Below are 20,101 nucleotides of genomic sequence, written 5' to 3' on the forward strand. Positions count from 1 at the left end.
ACTCCAACGACTCCGCCAGCCCACGGGAGATCTCCTCCCGATCAGCCAACGTCAACATCCTGCGCACGACAGGGAATCCTTCCCCACCGAACACCAAGATCACATGCTACGACCGCCTGAACTCGCTCTCTTCACGCCCTGCCGACTCGCGTTCGGCGTAACGCGTTCCACCCACCTGAACGCCGAACGAATCACCGGCAAACGCGGGCAAGGCTCACCATTGTCCACCTGGTGACTAAAGTCACAAACGAGTTTCCGCCCTTAACTCCTGCTCAAGGGCATCGGACACACGCCCTTCGGGTGCACTCACCGCTCAGTAGAAACACTGGCTCGAACGTCGAGAATGATCACACGAATGGACCAACACCGCACACAGGTGAGTGTTAGTCATTCTCGATGTACTGACGTTCCCCGTCCTGCTCAGGCCGCATCATCCCCTGCGGCCATGAGCATTACTCGCGAGTCGTCTAACCGCTGCGGTTCAGGTCTAAACCAGGCCATACGAGTGAAGTCGGCACCGGACTCGGTCCGATCTCTCACGCTCCGTCCACCCAGGTGCCGGACCGAGAGCCATTGATTGTCCGTAATGGACATTCAGCCATCCGGTCAAGCCGTGCTGACTTCCACTTCGGTACGTATAGTCGCTGAGGCTGCCCAGAAAGTGACAGGCTTTTGCCTGATCGAAGTCTGTCCGCTCCCGTTCCACAGGGTGCCCAATGGGAAGGATTTCGGATGAAGGTGGGAAAGTCATGCTCGACGACCAGAGCTCGCGCTACGACCGATTACGGCACCAGACCAAGACGCCGGGCACGCAGCTGACCATCAGCCGCGGGAGTGCCGTCCGTTCCTGGGCAGGGGGCCTTGAGGAGCACGGCACCGACCGCGTCATGACGGCCGACTCGGCCGTCCCCATCGGATCGATCACCAAGGTCTTCACGGCCGTCCTGGTGTTGGCGCTGGTCGCCGACGACGAGGTCGAACTGGACGCGCCGATCCGGCGGTACCTCAGGGCGCTGCGCGGAACCCCGATCGGCGGGGTGAGCGTGCGCCAGTTGCTCACCCACACCTCGGGCGTGGTCAACGAACCCCCCGGCGCGGAGGCGGTGGCGCACTCGGTGCCCCGCTACCTGCAGGCCGTCGCCGCGTGCGGGACGCTGCACGAACCCGGCTCGGCGTTCTCCTACGCCAACGCGGGATCGAGCATCCTCGGCGCGGTCGCCGCCGAGGTCACGGGCATGTCCTGGCAGGAGGCGGTCGACGCGATCGTGCTCGCGCCGCTGGGCATCACGCCCCGCTTCGTCACCGGCGGCAAGCGCGCCCACGCGTGCGGACACGCGGTGAACGCCGCCACCGGCCGCGTCCGCCCCGTCGACCAGGGCGTCGGACTCGCGCAGGCGGCCGCGGGCGGACTGGCCTGCTCCGCCGACGACCTGGTCAAGCTGGGTCGCGCGCTGCTGGAGGGAGGGCGGCAGACCGCCCTGGACGAGGTCGACTTCGCCGCCATGCTCGTCCCCGAGCCCAGTGCGAAGCCCGTCGGCCTGGCTGACGCGTGGGGCCTGAGCCTGGCCCGCTACGACATCGCCGAGACATCCTGGTGGGGCCACGACGGCATGGCCACCGGCACCTCGTGCCACCTGCGCATCCACCCGAGCGAGGATGTCGTGGTCGCCTTCACGGCGAACGCGACCTCCGGGCACGAGATGTGGCGCGCGCTGCTGCCCGTGCTGGAGGACCAGGGGATCGTCGTCGGGGAGCACCACCCGCCGACCCCGACCAAGGCGGCGCTGCGCGCGGTGGACGGCTACGCCGGGGACTACCGCAACGGTGACACCGACTATCGCATCGTGGCCCGCGGCCGCGACCTCGTGCTGGTGGTCGACGACGAGCCCTCCGCGCGCCTGGTGCTCGCCGAGGACGGCGTGTTCGCGCTGTGCGACCCGCACTCCGGAAAGAGCGTCCAGACAGGACTGTTCCTGGCGGGTGCCGACAACTCCGTCGCCGGGCTCCAGATCGCGGGCCGGGTGGCCCGGAAGGTCTCGTAGCGGCGCTCTTCCCCCGAAGGTCTCCTTACTGCCGGTCGCCGTCAGGCCGCGCGGTCACTGCCCCCTGCTCTCCGAAAGGCCCCCTGATGACCACTCAGGACGCTCCGTCGCGCCCGCGGAACGACGGCGCCGACCCGGCTGCCCGGCTCACCGACTTCCTTGAGCACTGGGCGGGCACGACGCCGGACGCCGTCGCCGTGCGCCACCCCGGGGGCGCCTTGTCCTACGCCGACCTCGACGCCGAGGCGGGCGCGGTGGCGCTGCGGCTGCGCTCGCTCGGGGTGGGGCCGGAGAGCGTGGTGGCGGTGGCGCTGCCGCGGTCGGCGGAGATGGTGGTCGCGCAGCTGGGTGTGCTGAAGGCGGGCGGCGCTTTCCTGCCGGTGGACCCGGACTACCCGGCCGAGCGGGTGCGGCACATGCTCGACGACGCCGGGCCCGCCGTGCTGGTCACCTCGGCGGCGGTGGCGCGGCGGCTGCCGGAGGTCCCGACGGAGCTGGTGCTGCTCGACGGCGCGCGCACGCCCGGTGTCCACACCGCCGCCACCGCGGCGGCGCACCCGGCGTACGTCATCTACACCTCGGGGTCCACGGGCAGGCCGAAGGGCGTGGTGGTGACCCACACGGGCCTGGCCGCCTTCGCCGCGGCCGAGGCCGAGCACTTCCGGGCCGGGCCGGGCGACCGGGTATTGCTGTTCTCCTCGCCCAGCTTCGACGCCTCGGTGCTGGAGCTGGCGCTGGCCCTGGCGGCGGGCGCGACGATGGTCGTGCCGCCGCCGGGCCCGCTGCTCGGCTCGGCGCTCGGCGCGCTGCTGGCCGCCGAGCGCGTCACCCACACCCTGATCCCGCCGGTGGCGCTGGCCACCGTCGACCCGGTCCCGGACCTGCCGGAGCTGAGCACGCTCGTCGTCGGCGCCGACACCTGCCCGCCGGAGCTGGTCCGGCGGTGGGCGCCGGGCCGCCGCATGGTCAACGCCTACGGCCCGACGGAGTCCACCGTCGTCAGCACGTGGAGCGGCGCGCTGGCCGAGGACGCCGATGTGCCGATCGGCACGGCGATCCCCGGCACGCGCGCCTACGTCCTCGACGCGGACCTGCGCCCGGCCGAGTCCGGCGAGCTGTACGTCGCGGGCGCGGGTCTCGCCCGCGGCTACCTCGGCGCGCCCGGCCTGACCGCCCAGCGCTTCCTCCCCGACCCGCACGGCGCGCCCGGCGCGCGGATGTACCGGACCGGCGACCAGGTGCGGCGCGGCTCCGACGGACAGCTGCGGTTCCTGGGCCGCGTCGACCATCAGGTGAAGATCCGGGGCTTCCGGATCGAGCCCGGCGAGGTGGAGGCCGCGCTGCGCGCCCGGCCCGGGGTGCGCGACGCGGTGGTCGTGGCCCGCGCCGACGACTCCGGCCTCAAGCGCCTGGTCGCCTACATCACCGCCGACGGCGACCCCGGCGACCTCCGCGCGCACGTGGCCGACCGGCTGCCCGCACACCTGGTTCCCGCCGCGGTGGTGGAACTGGCCGCGTTCCCGCTCTCGGCCAACGGCAAGCTCAACCGCGACGCGCTGCCCGCCCCCGTCTGGGGCGGCGGGGGGCACGACGCCGCGCGGACGGCCACCGAGGCCGCCGTGCTGCGGGCCTGGTCGGAGGTCCTCGGTGTCGCGGCCGTGGGGGTGGACGAGGACTTCCTCGCCCTCGGCGGCGACTCCATCCTGGCCACCCGCCTGCTCGCCCGGCTCACCGCCGACCTCGGTGTCGACCTCGACCTGCGCTCGGTCTTCACCGCCAGGACCCCGGCCGCGCTGGCCGCGCTGATCGACGACCAGGACGCGGGCGCCGCGATCACCCCGGGTGCCGGGGAAGGCACCGTCGCGCTGTCGGCCTCGCAGCGCAGGCTGTGGCTGCTCGACCAGGCCGACCCCGGCGACCCGGAGTACAACACCGGCATCGCCGTCGGCCTGGCAGGCCCGCTCGACACCCAGGTCCTCCAGCGGGCGCTCAACGCCGTCGCCGCGCGGCACGACGCGCTGCGCACCACCTTCGGCGACGGCGCGCAGGTCGTCGCCGACGCCGCCGAGATCCCGCTGCGCACCGCCGCTTCCACCGACCTGGACCGGGACCTCGCCGAGGAACTGCGCGTGCCGTTCGACCTCAGCCGGGGTCCGCTGACCCGCGCCGTCCTGCTCGACCACGAAGGCGAGCACGTCCTCCTGATCGCCCAGCACCACATCGTCACCGACGGCTGGTCGGTGCGGCTGCTCATCGCCGAGGTGCTGGAGCACTACCGCGCCCTCCTCTCGGGCGAGCGCCCCGAGGTCCCCGCGCTCCCGGTGTCCTACCGCGACTTCAGCCAGTGGCAGCGCGCCCGCCTGACCGACGAGGCGCTGCGCCCGCACCTGGACCGCCTGCGCGGCACCCTCGCCGGCCTTCCTGTCCTGGACCTGCCCACCGACCGCCCCCGCCCCCGCGTGCGCTCCAAGGCGGGCGCGGCCCACCGCACGACGGTCGGCGCCGCCCTGACCGACGCGCTCGCCCGCCTGGCCAGGAACCACGACGCCTCGCTGTTCACGGTGCTCGCCGCGGCCGTGCAGGTGCTGCTGGCCCGCTACAGCGGACAGCGCGACGTGGCCGTCGGCACGATCACCGCGGGCCGCGACCGCCCCGAGGTGCAGGACCTGCTGGGCTTCTTCGTCAACACCGCCGTCCTGCGCTCCGATGTGGACAACGACCTGACCGTCGCGGACTTCCTCGCCCAGGTGCGCGAGGCCGTCCTCGGCGTGTTCGAGCACGCCGAGGTCCCCTTCGACCGGCTGGTGGACGAGCTGCGCCCGGAGCGCGACCCCGGCCGCACCCCGCTGGTCCAGGCGCTGGTCCTGCTCCAGCAGCCCGAGCCCGCCCCGCACGAGGTCGCCGGGCTGCGGGTGCGCCCGCACCCGCTGCCGCGCCCCGCGTCGCGCTTCGACGTGGTCTTCGAGTTCACCCCGAGCGCCGAGGCGCTGGAGCTGGTGCTCGAGTACGACACCGCGCTGTTCGAGCCCGCCACCGCCGAGCGCGTCGCCGAGCACCTGACCCGCCTGCTCGCCGCGTTCGCCGCCGCCCCGAGGCACCGGCTCGGCGAGCTGTCACTGCTCGCCGACGACGAGCGCGACCGGATCGTCACCGGCTGGAACCCGCCGGTGCCGGTGGCCGAGGCGACCATCCCCGAGCTGTTCGCCGCCCAGGCCGCCGCGACGCCGGAGGCGCCCGCCGTCGGCTGCGACGGGACCGTCCTGACCTACCGCGAGCTGGACGAGCGGTCCAACCAGCTGGCCCGCCTGCTCATCGAGCGCGGCGCGGGACCGGAGCGGTTCGTCGCCGTGGCGCTGCCCCGCACGCCGGAGCTGATCGTTGCCCTGTTCGCCGTGCTCAAGGCAGGTGCCGCCTACCAGCCGATCGACCTGTCCCATCCGCCGGAGCGCGTCGCCGCCCTGCTGGCGGACACCCGGCCGCTGCTGACCATCACCGCCGAGCGGCTGCCCGGCGACACGCTCGGCCCGCACGCCCCCGGCTACTCCCCCGCCCCGCTGACCGACGTCGAGCGCCGGGCGCGGCTGCTGCCCGCGCACCCCGCCTACGTCATCCACACCTCCGGCTCCACCGGCCGCCCGAAGGGCGTCGTCGTCACCCACGCCTCGGTCGCCGACCTGGCCAGGTGGGCCGCCGCCGACCTCGGCCCCGCGCTGGCCAGGGTGGCGGCGTCCACGTCGCTGAACTTCGACGTCTCGGTGTTCGAGGTCTTCACCCCGCTGCTGGCAGGCGGGCGCATCGAGCTGGTGCGCGACGTGCTCGCCCTCGGCGAGGGCGCCGCGGCCGAGGCGACCCTGGTCAGCGGCGTGCCCTCGGCGTTCACCCAGATGCTGGCAGGCGACGGCCTCGCCGCCCGGCCCGCCGTCACCGTGCTCGCGGGCGAAGCCCTGCCGCCGCACGTCGCCCGCCAGGTCGCCGACAGCCTCCCCGGCACCCGGGTCGCCAACATCTACGGCCCCACCGAGGCCACCGTCTACGCCACCGCCTGGTACGCCCCCGACGGCCCGACGCCCGACGCGGTGCCCATTGGCAAGCCGATCACCGGGACCCGCGCCTACGTCCTCGACGCCGACCTGCGCCCCGTGCCGGTCGGGGTACCGGGCGAGCTGCACCTCGGTGGCCGCGGCCTGGCCCGCGGGTACCTGGACCAGGCCGGGCTCACGGCCGAGCGGTTCATCGCCGACCCGCACGGCGAGCCCGGCGACCGGATGTACCGCACCGGCGACGTCGTGCGCTGGACCGCCGACGGCGACCTGCGCTACCTCGGGCGCGCCGACCACCAGGTCAAGATCCGCGGCTTCCGGGTGGAGCTGGGCGAGATCGACGCCGCCCTGGTCGCCCACGACGCGGTGACCGAGGCGGCCACCGTCGCCCGCGAGGACGGCGGGCACCGCCGCCTGGTGTCCTATGTGGTCGGCTCGGCCGACGCCGACGAGCTGCGCGCGCACCTGGCGCGGCGGCTGCCGGAGTACATGGTCCCGGCCGCCATCGTGGGCCTGGACGCGCTGCCGCTGAACCCGAACGGCAAGCTCGACCGCCGCGCCCTGCCCGCCCCGGACTTCACCGGCGGCGACGACCACGTCGCGCCGCGCACCGAGACCGAGCGCGTGTTGGCCCGCGTGTGGGCCGAGGTGCTGGGCCTGCCCCGCGTCGGGGTGCACGACAACTTCTTCCTGCTCGGCGGCGACTCCATCCTCGGCCTGCGGGTCGCGGCCCGCGCCCGCGAGGCCGGACTGCGGGTGATCGCCCGCGACCTGTTCCTGCACCAGACCATCGCCGCGCTGGCCCCGCACACCGCCTCCGCCGACGAGGTGCGCGCCGAGCAGGGCCCGGTCACCGGCGACGCGCCGCTGACCCCGGTGCAGCACTGGATGTTCGCGACCACCGGCGAGCACCCCGGCCACTTCGCGCAGTCCATCGACCTCGCCGTCGCCCCCGGCACCGACCCGGACGCGCTGCGCGGCGCGCTGGCGGCGCTGCTGGAGCACCACGACGCCCTGCGCACCCGGTTCACCCGCGCGGACGGCCGCTGGAGCCAGCGCACCGCCGATCCGCGGGAGACCCCCGCCCCCTCCGACGGCACCGACGACGCGGGCGCGGCGTTCGACATCGAGGACGGCCCGCTGGTGCGCGCGGTCCTCGACGGCGAGCGGCTCACCCTCGCCGTGCACCACCTCGTGGTGGACACCGTCTCCTGGCGGCTGCTGCTGGAGGACCTCGGCACCGCCTACGCGCAGATTCACCGCGGTGAGCCGGTCCGCCTGCCCGCCAAGACCACCCCGTTCCGCGACTGGGCGCGGGCCCTGGACGCCTTCACCCGCTCCGGCGGGTTCGCGGGCGAGCAGGCGCACTGGGCGCGCACCGCCGACCCGGCCCTGCCCGTGGACCGGCCCGGCGCGGCGCTCGGGCAGGCCTCGGTCACCGCCCGCCTGGGCCGGGAGGAGACGACCGCGCTGCTCCAGCGCGTCCCCGAGGCCTACCGCACCCGCGTCAACGACGTGCTGCTGGCCGGGCTCGGCCGGGTCCTCGCCGACTGGACCGGCCGCGACGGCGTCCCGGTCATGCTGGAGGGCCACGGCCGCGAGGACGACCTGCTGCCCGGCGTCGACCTCTCGCGCACCGTCGGCTGGTTCACCGCCATGCACCCGTTCGTGGTGCGCGGGCACGAGAACTGGGCCGAGGCGATCACGAGCACCAAGGAGGCCCTGCGGGCTGTGCCCCGCCACGGCATCGGGCACGCGGCGCTGCGCCACATCGCCGAGGTCCCCTGCGGCGCCGCGCCGCGGATCAGCTTCAACTACCTCGGCGACGCCGACCTGCCCGACACCGGCGGCCTCGTCACCGGGGTGCTCAGCCCGCTGGAGCTGCGCACGCACCCCGACGCCGTGCGCCCGCACCTGATCGACGTCGTCGCCAGGGTGGACGCCGGTGAGCTGGAGGCCACCTGGTTCTACTCCCCCGGCGTGCACGACGAGTCGACCGTCGCCGGGCTCGCCCGCGGCCTCGTGGCCGCGCTCGCCGAGATCGTGGCGCACTGCGCCACCGCGGGCGGGCGCACCCCGTCGGACTTCCCGCTCGCCCGCCTCAGCCAGTCCCAAGTGGACTCGCTGGTCGGCGACGGCCGCGACGTCGAGGACCTCTTCCCGCTCTCGCCCACCCAGGCGGGCATGGTCTTCCACCGGGGCAGCGCCGACGCGGACGCCTACCTGCAGCAGATCGAGTTCGTCGTGGACGCCGACGCCGAGCGGCTCGCCGAGGCGTGGCGCGCGGTCGCCCGCGCCACCCCGGCTCTGCGCACCGAACTGGTGTGGGACGGCGTCGCCGAACCGCTTCAGCTCGTGCGCCGCGACGCGCGGCTGCCCGTGCGCGTCCTCGACTGGACCGGCGCCACCGACGCAGACGTCGAGGCCGAACGGGCCGCGCTGCGCGCCGAGGACCGCGCGACGGGCATCGATCTGGCCGCCGGTCCGCTGTCGCGGGTGGTCCTCGCCCGGCTGTCCCCGGAGCGGACGCGGGTGCTGTGGACCTTCCACCACGTGGTGCTGGACGGCTGGAGCCTGTTCCTCGTCCTGTCCGACCTGCTCACCGCGCTGCGCGGCGGCACACCGCCGCCGCGCCCGCCGTTCGGCGACCACATCGCCTGGCTGGCCCGGCAGGACATCGCCGCGGCCGAGGCGCACTGGCGCGCCGCGCTGGCCGGGATCGCCGAGCCGACCGCGCTGCCCTTCGACCGCCCGCCCGCCCCCGACCACCCCGCGCAGTCCAGCGCCCGCGCCGACGTGCGCCTGGACCGCGACACCACCGCCGCGCTCACCGGGCTCGCGCAGCGCGGCGGCCTGACCCTGGGCACGGTGCTGCGCGGCGCGTGGGCGCTGCTGCTGGCCCACCACGAGGGCCCGCGCCCCGGCCGCGACCGCGACGTCGTGTTCGGCACGACGGTGTCCGGGCGGCCCGCCGAGCTGCCCGGCGTGGAGTCGATGGCGGGCATGTTCATCACCACCGTCCCCACCCGCGTGCGGATCTCCCCCGACGAGCCGCTGCTGCCGTGGCTGCGCGCGCTACAGCACGAGCAGAACGAGGCCCAGCCCCACGAGCACCTCCCGCTGGCCCGCGTGCGGGCGGGCACGGACCTGCCGGACCCGCTGTTCCACAGCATCCTGGTGGTCGAGAACTACCCGGTCACCGACCACGACCTGCGCGAGCTGACCGGGGTGGAGAGCACCAACTTCCCGCTGGCCCTGGTCGCCTACCCCGACGCCGAGCTGGGCCTGTCCTTCGGCTACGACCCGGCGCTCTTCGACGCGGCCACCATCGCCCGGCTGGCCGGGCGGATGCTGGCGCTGCTGCGCGGCATCGCCGCCGGCCCCGACCGCGCCGCCCTGGACATCCCCGTCCTGGACGACGCCGAGGCCGCGACCCTCGCCCGCTGGCACGGCGAGGAGACCGGCACTCCCGCCGAGACGGTCACGGGGGCGTTCGCCGAGCGGGTGCGCCGCGCCCCGGACGCCGCCGCGGTCGTCGCCGACGGCGTGGTGATCAGCTCCGCGGCGCTCGCCGAGGACGCCAACCGGCTCGCGCACCGCCTCCTCGCGCTGGGTGTGCGGCCGGAGGACCGGGTCGCGCTGCTGCTGCGCCGCTCGCCCGCCGTGGTGCTCGCCGAGCTGGCCGTGCTCACCGCGGGCGGGGCCTACCTGCCGCTGGACGCGACGGCCCCCGTCCCCCGCACCCGCGACCTGGCGCGGGCCGCGGGCGTGCGCGTCGTCATCACCGACGCCGAGGGCGCCGACACCGCGCGCCGTGTCCACACCGGACCAATCGTGCTCGTGGACGACCCGACGCTGGCCGAGGAGCCCGCCGGCGCCCCCGACGTGCCGATCACGCCGGACAGCCTCGCCTACGTCATGTACACCTCCGGCTCCACCGGCACCCCCAAGGGTGTCGCCGTGCGCCACCGCGACATCGTCGCCCTGGCCCGCGACGACAGGTTCGCCGGGGACGCCCACCAGTGCACGCTGCTGCACTCCGCGCTCGCCTTCGACGCCACCACCTACGAGGCGTGGGTGCCGCTGCTGCGCGGCGGCCGGATCGCCGTCGCCCCGCCGGGCGATGTGGAGCCCGCGCTGCTGCGCTCGGTGATCCCGGCGCTGGGCGTCACCGCCCTGTGGCTGACCGCCGGGCTGTTCCGGGTCGTCGCCGAGGACGACCCCGGGTGCCTGGCCGGGCTGGGCGAGGTGTGGACCGGCGGCGACGTCGTCCCCGCCGCCGCCGTCCGCGCCGTCCTGGACGCCTGCCCCGGCATCACCGTCGTCGACGGCTACGGCCCCACCGAGACCACCACCTTCGCCACCTGCCACCCCATGACGGGCGAGGTCCCCGAGAACGTGCCGATCGGCCGACCGCTGAACGGCATGCGCGCCTACGTGCTCGACGCCGACCGGCGTCTGGCGCCGATCGGCGCGCCCGGGGAGCTCTACCTCGCCGGAACCGGGCTGGCCCGGGGATACCTGGGCCAGCCCGGTCTCACCGCCGAGCGGTTCACGCCCGACCCGTTCACCCCGGGCGAGCGGGCCTACCGCACCGGCGACGTGGTCCGCTGGGGCGAGGACGGCGTCCTGCGGTTCCTCGGCCGCGCCGACGACCAGGTGAAGGTCCGCGGGTTCCGCATCGAGCCCGGCGAGGTGGAGGCGGCGCTGCTGCGCCACCCCGAGGTGACCCAGGCCGTCGTCGTGGCGCACCGCCGCGACGGCCGCACCCGCCTGGCCGGGTACGTCGTGCCCGCCACCGCCGACCCGGCCGCGCTGCGCGGGTTCCTCACCGCGGCGCTGCCGGACTACCTCGTCCCCGCCGCGATCGTCCCGCTGGCGGCCCTGCCGCTGACCGCCAACGCCAAGGTCGACCGGCGTGCCCTGCCGGAGCCGGACTGGACGGCGACGGCGACGGCGGCGCACGTGGCGCCCAGCAGCGACGCCGAACGCGTGCTGGCGGGCATCTGGGCCGGGCTGCTCGGCCTGGAGCGGATCGGGGCGCTGGACAACTTCTTCGAGATCGGCGGCGACTCCATCCTGGGCATCCAGATGGTGTCCCGGGCCCGCGCCGCGGGCTGGGCGCTGACCGCCCGCGACGTGTTCGCCCACCCCGCGCTGGCCGACCTGGCCGCCGCCGCGACCCCCGTCGGCCACGACGGGCCGCGCGCCGAGCAGGGCAGGGTGAGCGGCCCGGCGCCGCTGACCCCCATCCAGCACTGGTTCCTCGACGCCGACAACCCCGACCACGCCGTGTTCACCCAGTCGGTGGCGCTCGACCTCGCCGCCGACGTCGACCCCGTCGCCCTCGGCCGCGCCCTGACCGTCCTCATCGGGCACCACGACGCCCTGCGGACCCGCTTCACCCGCGACGGCGACCGCTGGCGGCAGACCGGGACCGCCGCCGCCGAGATCGTCCTGGAGACCGCCGACGGCACTCCCGACGAGGTGGCCGTGCGCCTCGCCGAACGCCTGGACCTGGCCAGCGGCCCGCTCGTCCTGGCCGCGCTGCTGCCCGGCCCGGTGCTCGTGCTGGTCGTCCACCACCTCGTGGTCGACGGGGTGTCCTGGCGCGTCCTGCTCGAAGACCTCGCCACCGCCTACCGGCAGGAGACCCTGCCCGCCAAGACGACCTCGTTCCGCGACTGGGCCCGCGCGCTGGAGGGCCACGCCCGCGCGGGCGGCTTCGCCGACGAACTCCCCCGCTGGCGCGGTCTCGACACCGACCCCGCCCTGCCCGCCGACGGGCCCGGCGCGGGCACGGTCGAGGCGATGGGCCAGGTCACGGTCCGCTTGGACGCCGAGCACACCGCCGCGCTGCTGAGCGCCGTCCCCGCCGCCTACCGCACCAGGGTGGACGAGGTCCTGCTCGCCGCGCTCGGCCGGGCGCTGACCGACTGGTCCGGCCGCGACCGCGTGCTCATCGACGTCGAGGGCCACGGCCGGGAGGAGGACGCCGTCCCCGGCGCCGTCGACCTCTCGCGCACCGTCGGCTGGTTCACCTCGATCTACCCGGTCGCGCTGCACGCCCACGCCGACTGGGCGAGCGCGCTCAAGTCCACCAAGGAGGCGCTGCGCGCGATCCCGCGCCGCGGCGTCGGCCACGGCGCGCTGCGCCACCTCGCGGGCGCGCTGCCCGAGCCCGCGCCGCGGATCAGCTTCAACTACCTCGGCCAGTTCGACTGGTCGGGCGCCGGGCTCATCACCGGGGTGCGCGGCGGCATCGGCGGGCACGCCCACCCCGGGATGCCCCGCGCCCACCAGCTCGACCTCGTCTGCCACGTGCTCGACGGGGAACTGGAGTTCACCTGGTACCACGACCGCGGCATCCACCGCGCGGAGACGGTGGGCGGGCTGGCGGAGGCGGTGCTGGCGGCGCTGCGCGGGATCGTGGCGCACTGCGCCGAGCCGGGCGCGGGCGGGCGCACCCCGTCGGACTTCCCGCTGGCCCGCCTGACCCAGTCCGAAGTGGATGGCCTGGTCGGCGGGGCGGGCGCGGTCGAGGACGTCTACCCGCTCACCCCCATGCAGGCGGGCATGGTCTTCCACAGCCTGGTGGACGGCGCGGGCGAGGCCTACTTCAACCAGGTCGTGCTCACCCTCGACGGCATCGGGGACCCCGAGGCCCTCGCCGAGGCGTGGCGGGCGGTCGTCGCGGCGAACCCGGTGCTGCGCAGCAGGATGGTGTGGGAGGGGGTCGCCGAGCCGGTGCAGGTGGTGCGCGGCGACGCCGTGCTCCCGGTGGCGCTGCTCGACTTCTCCGGCCAGGACCACGCCGCCGCGCTGGAGCGCCACCTCGCCGAGGACCGCGCGCTCGGCGTGGACCTGACCGCGCCGCCGCTGATGCGCGTGGCGATCGCCCCCGGCGACGGCGGGCGGGCGACGGTGGTGTGGACGTTCCACCACGTGCTGCTCGACGGCTGGAGCGCCGCGGAGGTCTTCGCCGAGGTGTGCGCCCGCTACGCCGGGCACGCCGTCGCCGCGCGCAGGCCGTTCCGCGACTACCTGTCCTGGCTCGCGGGCCGCGACCACGCGCAGGCCGAGCGGTTCTGGCGCGCCGAGCTGGCCGGGCTCAGCCCGACGCCGCTGCCCTACGACCGGCGCCCGGTCGAGGCCCACCGCGCCTCCTCCGGCCGCACGTGCAGGCTGGTGCTCCCGGCCGCCACCGCCGAGCGGCTGCGCGCGCAGGCCCAGCGCCACGGCCTGACCGCGAGCACCGTGGTGCAGGGCGCGTGGGGTCTGCTGCTGGCCCGCTTCGCGGGCACCGAGGACGTGGTGTTCGGCACCACCGTCTCCGGCCGCCCCGCCGACCTGCCCGGCGTGGAGTCGATGGTCGGGCTGTTCATCAACACCGTGCCCACCCGCCTGCGGGTGCGCCGCGGGATGGGCACGGCGGCGTGGCTGGCCGAGGTGCAGGCCCGCCAGGCCGAGGCCCGCCGCCACGACCACGCCGCGCTCAACCAGCTGCGCGCCTGGGGCGGCGTCGGCGGAGGCGCGAACCTCTTCGACAGCATCGTGGTGTTCGAGAACTACCCGTTCGACCCCGAAGCCCTCGCCGCGACCGGCGTGCGCCTGGTGGGCAGCACCGACACCGAACCCACGAACTACCCGATCAGCGTCGTCGTGCGCCCCGGCGGCGACGGCATGGTGATCGACATCGATCACGACCCGGACCTGTTCGACGAGAGCACCGCCCGCGGGCTGGCCGAGCACCTGGAACTGCTGCTCACCGCCGTCACCGACGACCCGACGACCCCGGTCGGCGCGCTCCCGGTGTTCACCGACGCCCAGGCGCGGATGCTCAGCGCCCTCGGCGGCCTGGACAACGCTGTGCCGCCGCCGGACACCGTCACCGCGCGGTGGGCGGCCGTGCTCGCCGCCGACCCGGCCGCTCCCGCGGTCACCGCCGCCGGCGTGGCCTGGACCCGGGCCGAGCTGGACCAGCTGTCCGGTCGCCTGGCGAGCAGGCTGCTCGCCCTCGGGGTGAGCGCCGAGCAGCCGGTCGCGCTGCTGGCCGAGCGCTCGCCGTGGCTGGTCGTGGCCGAGCTGGCCATCCTGAAGGCAGGCGGGGCGTACCTGCCGCTGGACCTGCGCGCCCCGCGATCACGGTTGCGGGAGGTGCTGGAGCAGTCCGGGACCCGGGTTCTGCTGACCGACACCACGTGGGCGGGTGTCTCCGCCGCCGTGCACAGCGGACACGTCCAGCTCCTCCACGACGTGGACGACGAGCCCGCCGAGCCGGTGCGGGTGGCCCCGGACAGCCTGGCGTACGTCATGTACACCTCCGGCTCCACCGGGGTTCCCAAGGGCGTGGCCGTGCGCCACCGCGACATCACCGCCCTCGCCGACGACAGCCGCTTCGCGGGCCCGGCCCACGAGTGCGTGCTGCTGCACTCGCCCTTGGCCTTCGACGCGACGACCTACGAGCTGTGGGCGCCGCTGCTGCGCGGCGGCCGGGTCGCCGTCGCCCCGGCGGGCGACCTCGACCCGAGCGCGCTGCGCCAGGCGATCACCGCGCACGGGGTCACCGGGATGTGGCTGACCGCCGGGCTCTTCCGCGTGATCGCCGACGACGACCCCGCGTGCCTGGCCGGGCTGGGCGAGGTGTGGACCGGCGGCGACGTCGTCCCCGCCGCCGCCGTCCGCGCCGTCCTGGACGCCTGCCCCGGCATCACCGTCGTCGACGGCTACGGCCCCACCGAGACCACCACCTTCGCCACCGCGTACCGGATTCCCCGCGAGGTGCCGGACTCCATCCCGATCGGCTCGCCCCTCGACGGCGTGCGCGCCAGCGTCCGCGACGCCGAGCTGCGGCCGGTGCCCGTCGGCGCGCCGGGCGAGCTGTGCCTGGGCGGGGCCGGGCTGGCGCGCGGCTACCTGGGCAGGCCGGGGCTGACCGCCGAGCGGTTCGTGCCCGACCCCTCCGGCGCACCCGGCGAGCGGCTGTACCGCACCGGCGACGTCGTCGCCTGGACCGGCTCCGGCGAGCTGCGGTTCCTGGGCCGGGTGGACGACCAGGTGAAGATCCGCGGGTTCCGCATCGAGCCCGGCGAGGTGGAAGCCGCGCTGGCCGCGCACCCCGCGGTGACCCACGCCGTGGTCATCGTGCGCGCCGAGGGCCGGAGCAAGCGGCTCGTCGCCTACGCCGTCGCCGAAGGGGTGGACGGTGCCGCGCTGAAGGCGCACCTGGCCGAGCAGCTGCCGGACTACATGGTGCCCTCGGTCGTCGTGCCGCTGGCGGAGTTCCCGCTGACGCCCAACGGCAAGGTGGACCGCAAGGCGCTGCCGGAGCCCGCCGCCGAGGCCAGGGCCGCGCGCACCGCGCCGCGGACCCGGGCGGAGACCACGCTGGCCCAGGTGTGGGCCGGGGTGCTCGGCGTCGAGCAGGTCGGGGTGGAGGAGGACTTCTTCGCCCTCGGCGGCGACTCGATCCTGAGCATCCAGGTCGTGTCCCGAGCACGCGCGCAGGGCCTGCGGATCACCCCGCGCCAGGTGTTCGACCACCCGACCGTCGCCGGTCTGGCCGCCGTCGCGCAGCCGCTGGCCGCCGAGGCCGAGCGCGGGCCGGTCAGCGGCGACGCGCCGCTGACCCCGGTGCAGCGCTGGTTCTTCGCCACCATCGGGCCGGACCCGACGCGCTTCGACCAGTCGATGGCGCTCACCCTCGCCCCCGGCGTGGACACCGCCGCGCTGCGGCGGGCGCTGAACGCCCTCGCCTGCCACCACGACGCGCTGCGCATGCGCTACACCCGCACCGCCGACGGCTGGCGTCAGCACAACGCCGCCCCCGGCGGGGACATCGCGCTCGGGGAGACCGGGGTCGACCTCGCCGACGGCCCCCTGCTCACCGCCGAGCTGTCCGAAGAGGACTCCACGCTGCGGTTGGCCGTGCACCACCTGGTCACCGACGGCGTCTCGTGGCGGGTGCTGCTGGAGGACCTCGACACCGCCTACCGGCAGGCCGCCGCGGGCAAGCCGATCGACCTCGGCCCCCGCACCACCTCCTTCCGCGACTGGGCGCGCCTGCTCAGCGAGCACGCGCGGGCGTTCACCGCCGAGCTGCCCTACTGGCGCTCGGTCATCGACGGCGCGGACCCGGCGCTGCCCCGCGACGCCGACGGCCGCAACACCTCCGCTTCGACCCGCGAGCACACCGTCTGGCTGGACACCGACGAGACCCGCGCGCTGCTGCGCGAGGTCCCGCGCGCCTACCACACGCGGGTCAACGACGTGCTGCTCACCGCGCTCGGCATGACGCTCACCGACTGGTCCGGGCACGAGCGGGTCCTGGTGGAGGTGGAGGGCCACGGCCGCGAGGAGGACGCCGTCCCCGCGCCGGTCGACCTCTCCCGCACCGTCGGCTGGTTCACGTCCATGTTCCCGGTCGCGCTGAGCGCCCACGGGGACATCGCGACCGCGCTGCGCACGACGAAGGAGGACCTGCGGGCCATGCCGCGCAACGGCGTCGGCTACGGGGTCCTGCGCCACCTCACCGGCGACCTCGCCGCCGTGCCGGAGCAGGCCGTCGGGTTCAACTACCTCGGCCAGTTCGACTGGTCGGGCGTGCTGGGCGGGCTGATCACCGGGGTCGGCGGGCTGGAGTCCGACGTCAGCCCGGACGCCGAGCGCCCGCACCTGCTCGACGTCGTGGCCCGCGTCGACGGCGACCGGATGGGCATCACCTGGCTGTACTCCGACAACGTCCACCACATCGACACGGTTCGGCGGCTGGCCCGCGGCCTCGCCGAGGCGCTGCGGCGGATCATCGCGCACTGCGCCGCGGGCGGCGGCGGGCACACCCCGTCGGACTTCCCGCTCGCCCGCCTCGACCAGTCCCAGGTGGACGCCCTCACCCGCGGGCGCGCCGTGCTCGACGTCTACCCGCTGACCCCGATGCAGGCGGGCATGGTCGTGCACGGGCTCTCCCAGGCCGAGCAGGGCGTCTACCTGGAGCAGGTCACGTTCGTGCTGGACGGGGTCGACGGCGGCGCGGCGGGCCTGGCCGCGCTGGCCGACGCGTGGCGGCACACCGTCGCCCACACCCCGGTGCTGCGCACCGCGATCGCCTGGCACGGGCTGCCCGAGCCGGTGCAGGTCGTGCACCGCCGCGCCGAGCTGCCGGTCGCGGTCCTGGACTGGACCGGGCAACCGCAGGAGGAGAACCTGCGGGCGCTGCTCGCCGAGGACAAGGCCCGGGGCATCGACCTCACCGCGCCGCCGCTGCTGCGGGTCACCCTCGCCCGGGTGTCCGCCACCGAGGTGCGGGTGCTGTGGACCTTCCACCACGTGCTGCTGGACGGCTGGAGCGTCTTCCACGTCCTCGGCGACGTCCTCGACGCCTACCGCTCGCTGCGCGCGGGCACACCCCCCGTCCCCGCGGAGCGCCCGCCGTTCCGCGACCACGTGCGGTGGCTGGCCGAGCAGGACGACGAGCGCGCCGCCGCGCACTGGGCGGCGGTGATGGCGGGCTTCGCCGAGCCGACCCCGCTGCCGCTGGACCGCCGACCGGGCCCCGGGCACGCGCCCCGCTCCAGCTCCTGGACCACCGAGGAGATGGGCGTCGAGCGGACCGCGGCGCTGACCGCGTTCGCCCGCGACCACGGCCTCACCCTCAACGCCCTGGTCCAGGGCGCGTGGGCGCTGCTGCTCTCGGCGCACAGCGGCCACAGCGACGTGTGCTTCGGCGCGACGGCCGCGGGCAGGCCCCCGGAGCTGCCCGGGGTGGACCGGATCACCGGCATCTTCATCACCACCACCCCGGTGCGCGTGCGCGTCCCGGCCGCGGTCCCGGTGGCGCGCTGGCTGCGGACGTTGCAGACCGAGCAGGCCGCGGCCCGCTCGGCCCAGCACGTGCCGCTCGCCGTCGCCCAGGCTGGCAGCGACCTCGCTCCCGGGGCGGCCGCCTTCGACAGCATCGTCGTCTTCGAGAACTACCCGGTGGACGCCGAGTCCGAGGCCGGGCCCGTCGTGCGCGACCTGGACGCCAGGGAAACCACCAACTACCCGCTGACGCTGGTCGCGGCTCCTGGCGAGCGGCTGGGCGTACAACTCGGGTTCGACCCCGACCTCGTCTCCGAGGGGACGGCCCGCAGGCTGTGCGGGCACGTGCTGACCCTGCTGGAGGAGATCGCCGCGCACCCGAACGCGCCACTGGGCTCGCTGGACCTTCGGCCGAGCGGGGACAGGGCGCGGCTGGCCGACTGGAGCGGCGCGGCCGTGGCGGGCGAGCAGGCCCCACCGCTGCTGCCCGAGCTGATCGCCGAGCAGGCCGCCCGCACCCCGGACGCGCTGGCGCTGCTGGGCGACCAGGGCGAGCTCACCTACCGCGACCTCGACACGCGCGCCAACCGGCTCGCCCACCTGCTCGCGGCGCGCGGGGCGGGACCGGAGCGCATCGTCGCCCTCGCCCTGCCGCGCTCGGTGGACATCGTCGTCGCCCAGCTGGCGGCGTGGAAGGCGGGCGCGGCGTACCTGCCCGTCGACCCCGCCTACCCGGCCGAGCGCATCACCGCGATGCTCACCGACGCCGCGCCCCTGCTCGTGCTCACCGACGCCGACACCGCGCCGGTGGCCGCCCAGGCGGGTGTGCCGGTGCTGGTCCTCGCCGGGGACACCGCGGCCGAGCAGCCCGACCACGCGCCGCGGGTCGAGCCGCGGCCGGACGACCCGGCCTACGTCATCTACACCTCCGGCTCGACCGGGCGGCCCAAGGGCGTCACCGTCACCCACCGCGGTCTGCCCGCGTTCGCCGCCGCCGAGCGCGCGCACCTGCGCGCCGGGCCTGGTGACCGGGTGCTGCAGTTCTCCTCGCCCAGCTTCGACGCCTCGGTGCTGGAGCTGTGCCTGGCGCTGCCCTCCGGCGCCGCGCTGGTGGTGCCGCCCGCCGGACCGCTGCTCGGTGAGCACCTGGCCGAGGTGCTGACCCGCTGGCGCGTCACGCACGCGCTGATCCCCCCGGTCGCCCTGGCCACACTGCCCGCCGAGACCGCGCTGCCGGACCTGCGCACGCTGGTCTCCGGCGGTGAGGCGTGCACGCCGGAGCTGGTGCGGCGCTGGGCGCCGAACCGGCGGATGGTCAACGCCTACGGCCCAACAGAGTCCACAGTGGTCACCTCGTGGAGCGCGCCGCTGCGCCTCGACGGCGGCACCCCGATCGGCAGGCCGCTGCCCGGGACGCGGGTGCACGTCCTGGACGCCGCCCTGCGCCCGGTGCCCGTCGGCGTGCCCGGCGAGCTGTTCGTCGCCGGGATCGGGCTGGCCCGCGGCTACCTGAACCGGCCGGGGCTGACCGCGGACCGCTTCGTGCCCGACCCGGACGGACCGGCCGGGTCGCGTATGTACCGCACCGGCGACCGGGTCCGCTGGTCGGCCGACGGGGTGCTGGAGTTCCTGGGCCGCACCGACCACCAGGTGAAGGTGCGCGGGTTCCGGGTGGAGCCCGGCGAGGTGGAGGCCAGGCTGCGCGAGCTGCCCGGCATCGACGACGCCGTGGTCGTGGTCAGCGACCAGCGCCTCATCGCCTACGCCACCGGCCCGGACCCCGACCCCGACGGCGCGCGCGCCGCGCTGGCCCGCACGCTGCCGGACTACCTGGTGCCCGCGGTCGTCGTGCCGCTGGCGGCGCTGCCGCTGTCCCCCAACGGCAAGCTCGACCGCGCCGCCCTGCCCGAGCCCGTGCTCCCGGACACCGGGGCCGAGCGGGTCGCCCCGCGCACCGACACCGAGGAGGTGCTGGCGCTGATCTGGGCCGAGGTGCTGGAGCTGCCCGACGTCGGGGTGACCGACAGCTTCGTCGACCTGGGCGGCGACTCCGTCCGCGCCCTGCGGGTGGGATCGCGCGCCCGGGAGGCCTTCGACGTGGCCCTGACCCCCAGGGACGTGCTCACCGCCCGCACCATCGCGGCGCTCGCCGACGTCGTGGAGGACCTCGTCCTCGCCGACCTCGAACTCGCCGCCGCCACCGACCAGCAAGCCTGAGGG

At 75.6% G+C, this 20,101-nt stretch carries 2 protein-coding genes; both read left to right on the forward strand.

All coding sequences use genetic code 11. The features are described 5' to 3' along the window. Positions 1–749 precede the first annotated feature (749 nt). Positions 750–2,042: a serine hydrolase domain-containing protein gene (locus ACFPM7_RS17390; protein WP_378248684.1), complete on the forward strand. Its 1,293-nt coding sequence runs from the start codon at positions 750–752 to the stop codon at positions 2,040–2,042. An 86-nt stretch (positions 2,043–2,128) separates the two neighbouring features. Next, positions 2,129–20,098: a non-ribosomal peptide synthetase gene (locus ACFPM7_RS17395; protein WP_378248685.1), complete on the forward strand. Its 17,970-nt coding sequence runs from the start codon at positions 2,129–2,131 to the stop codon at positions 20,096–20,098. Positions 20,099–20,101: the final 3 nt, after the last annotated feature.

The sequence above is a fragment of the Actinokineospora guangxiensis genome, assembly GCF_042657845.1.
Lineage (GTDB): Bacteria > Actinomycetota > Actinomycetes > Mycobacteriales > Pseudonocardiaceae > Actinokineospora > Actinokineospora guangxiensis.

Excerpts from the sequence above, each read along its gene's own strand:
- ACFPM7_RS17395 (WP_378248685.1), top strand. The coding sequence starts at position 2,129 with ATGACCACTCAGGACGCTCCGTCGCGCCCGCGGAACGACGGCGCCGAC.
- ACFPM7_RS17390 (WP_378248684.1), top strand. The coding sequence starts at position 750 with ATGCTCGACGACCAGAGCTCGCGCTACGACCGATTACGGCACCAGACC.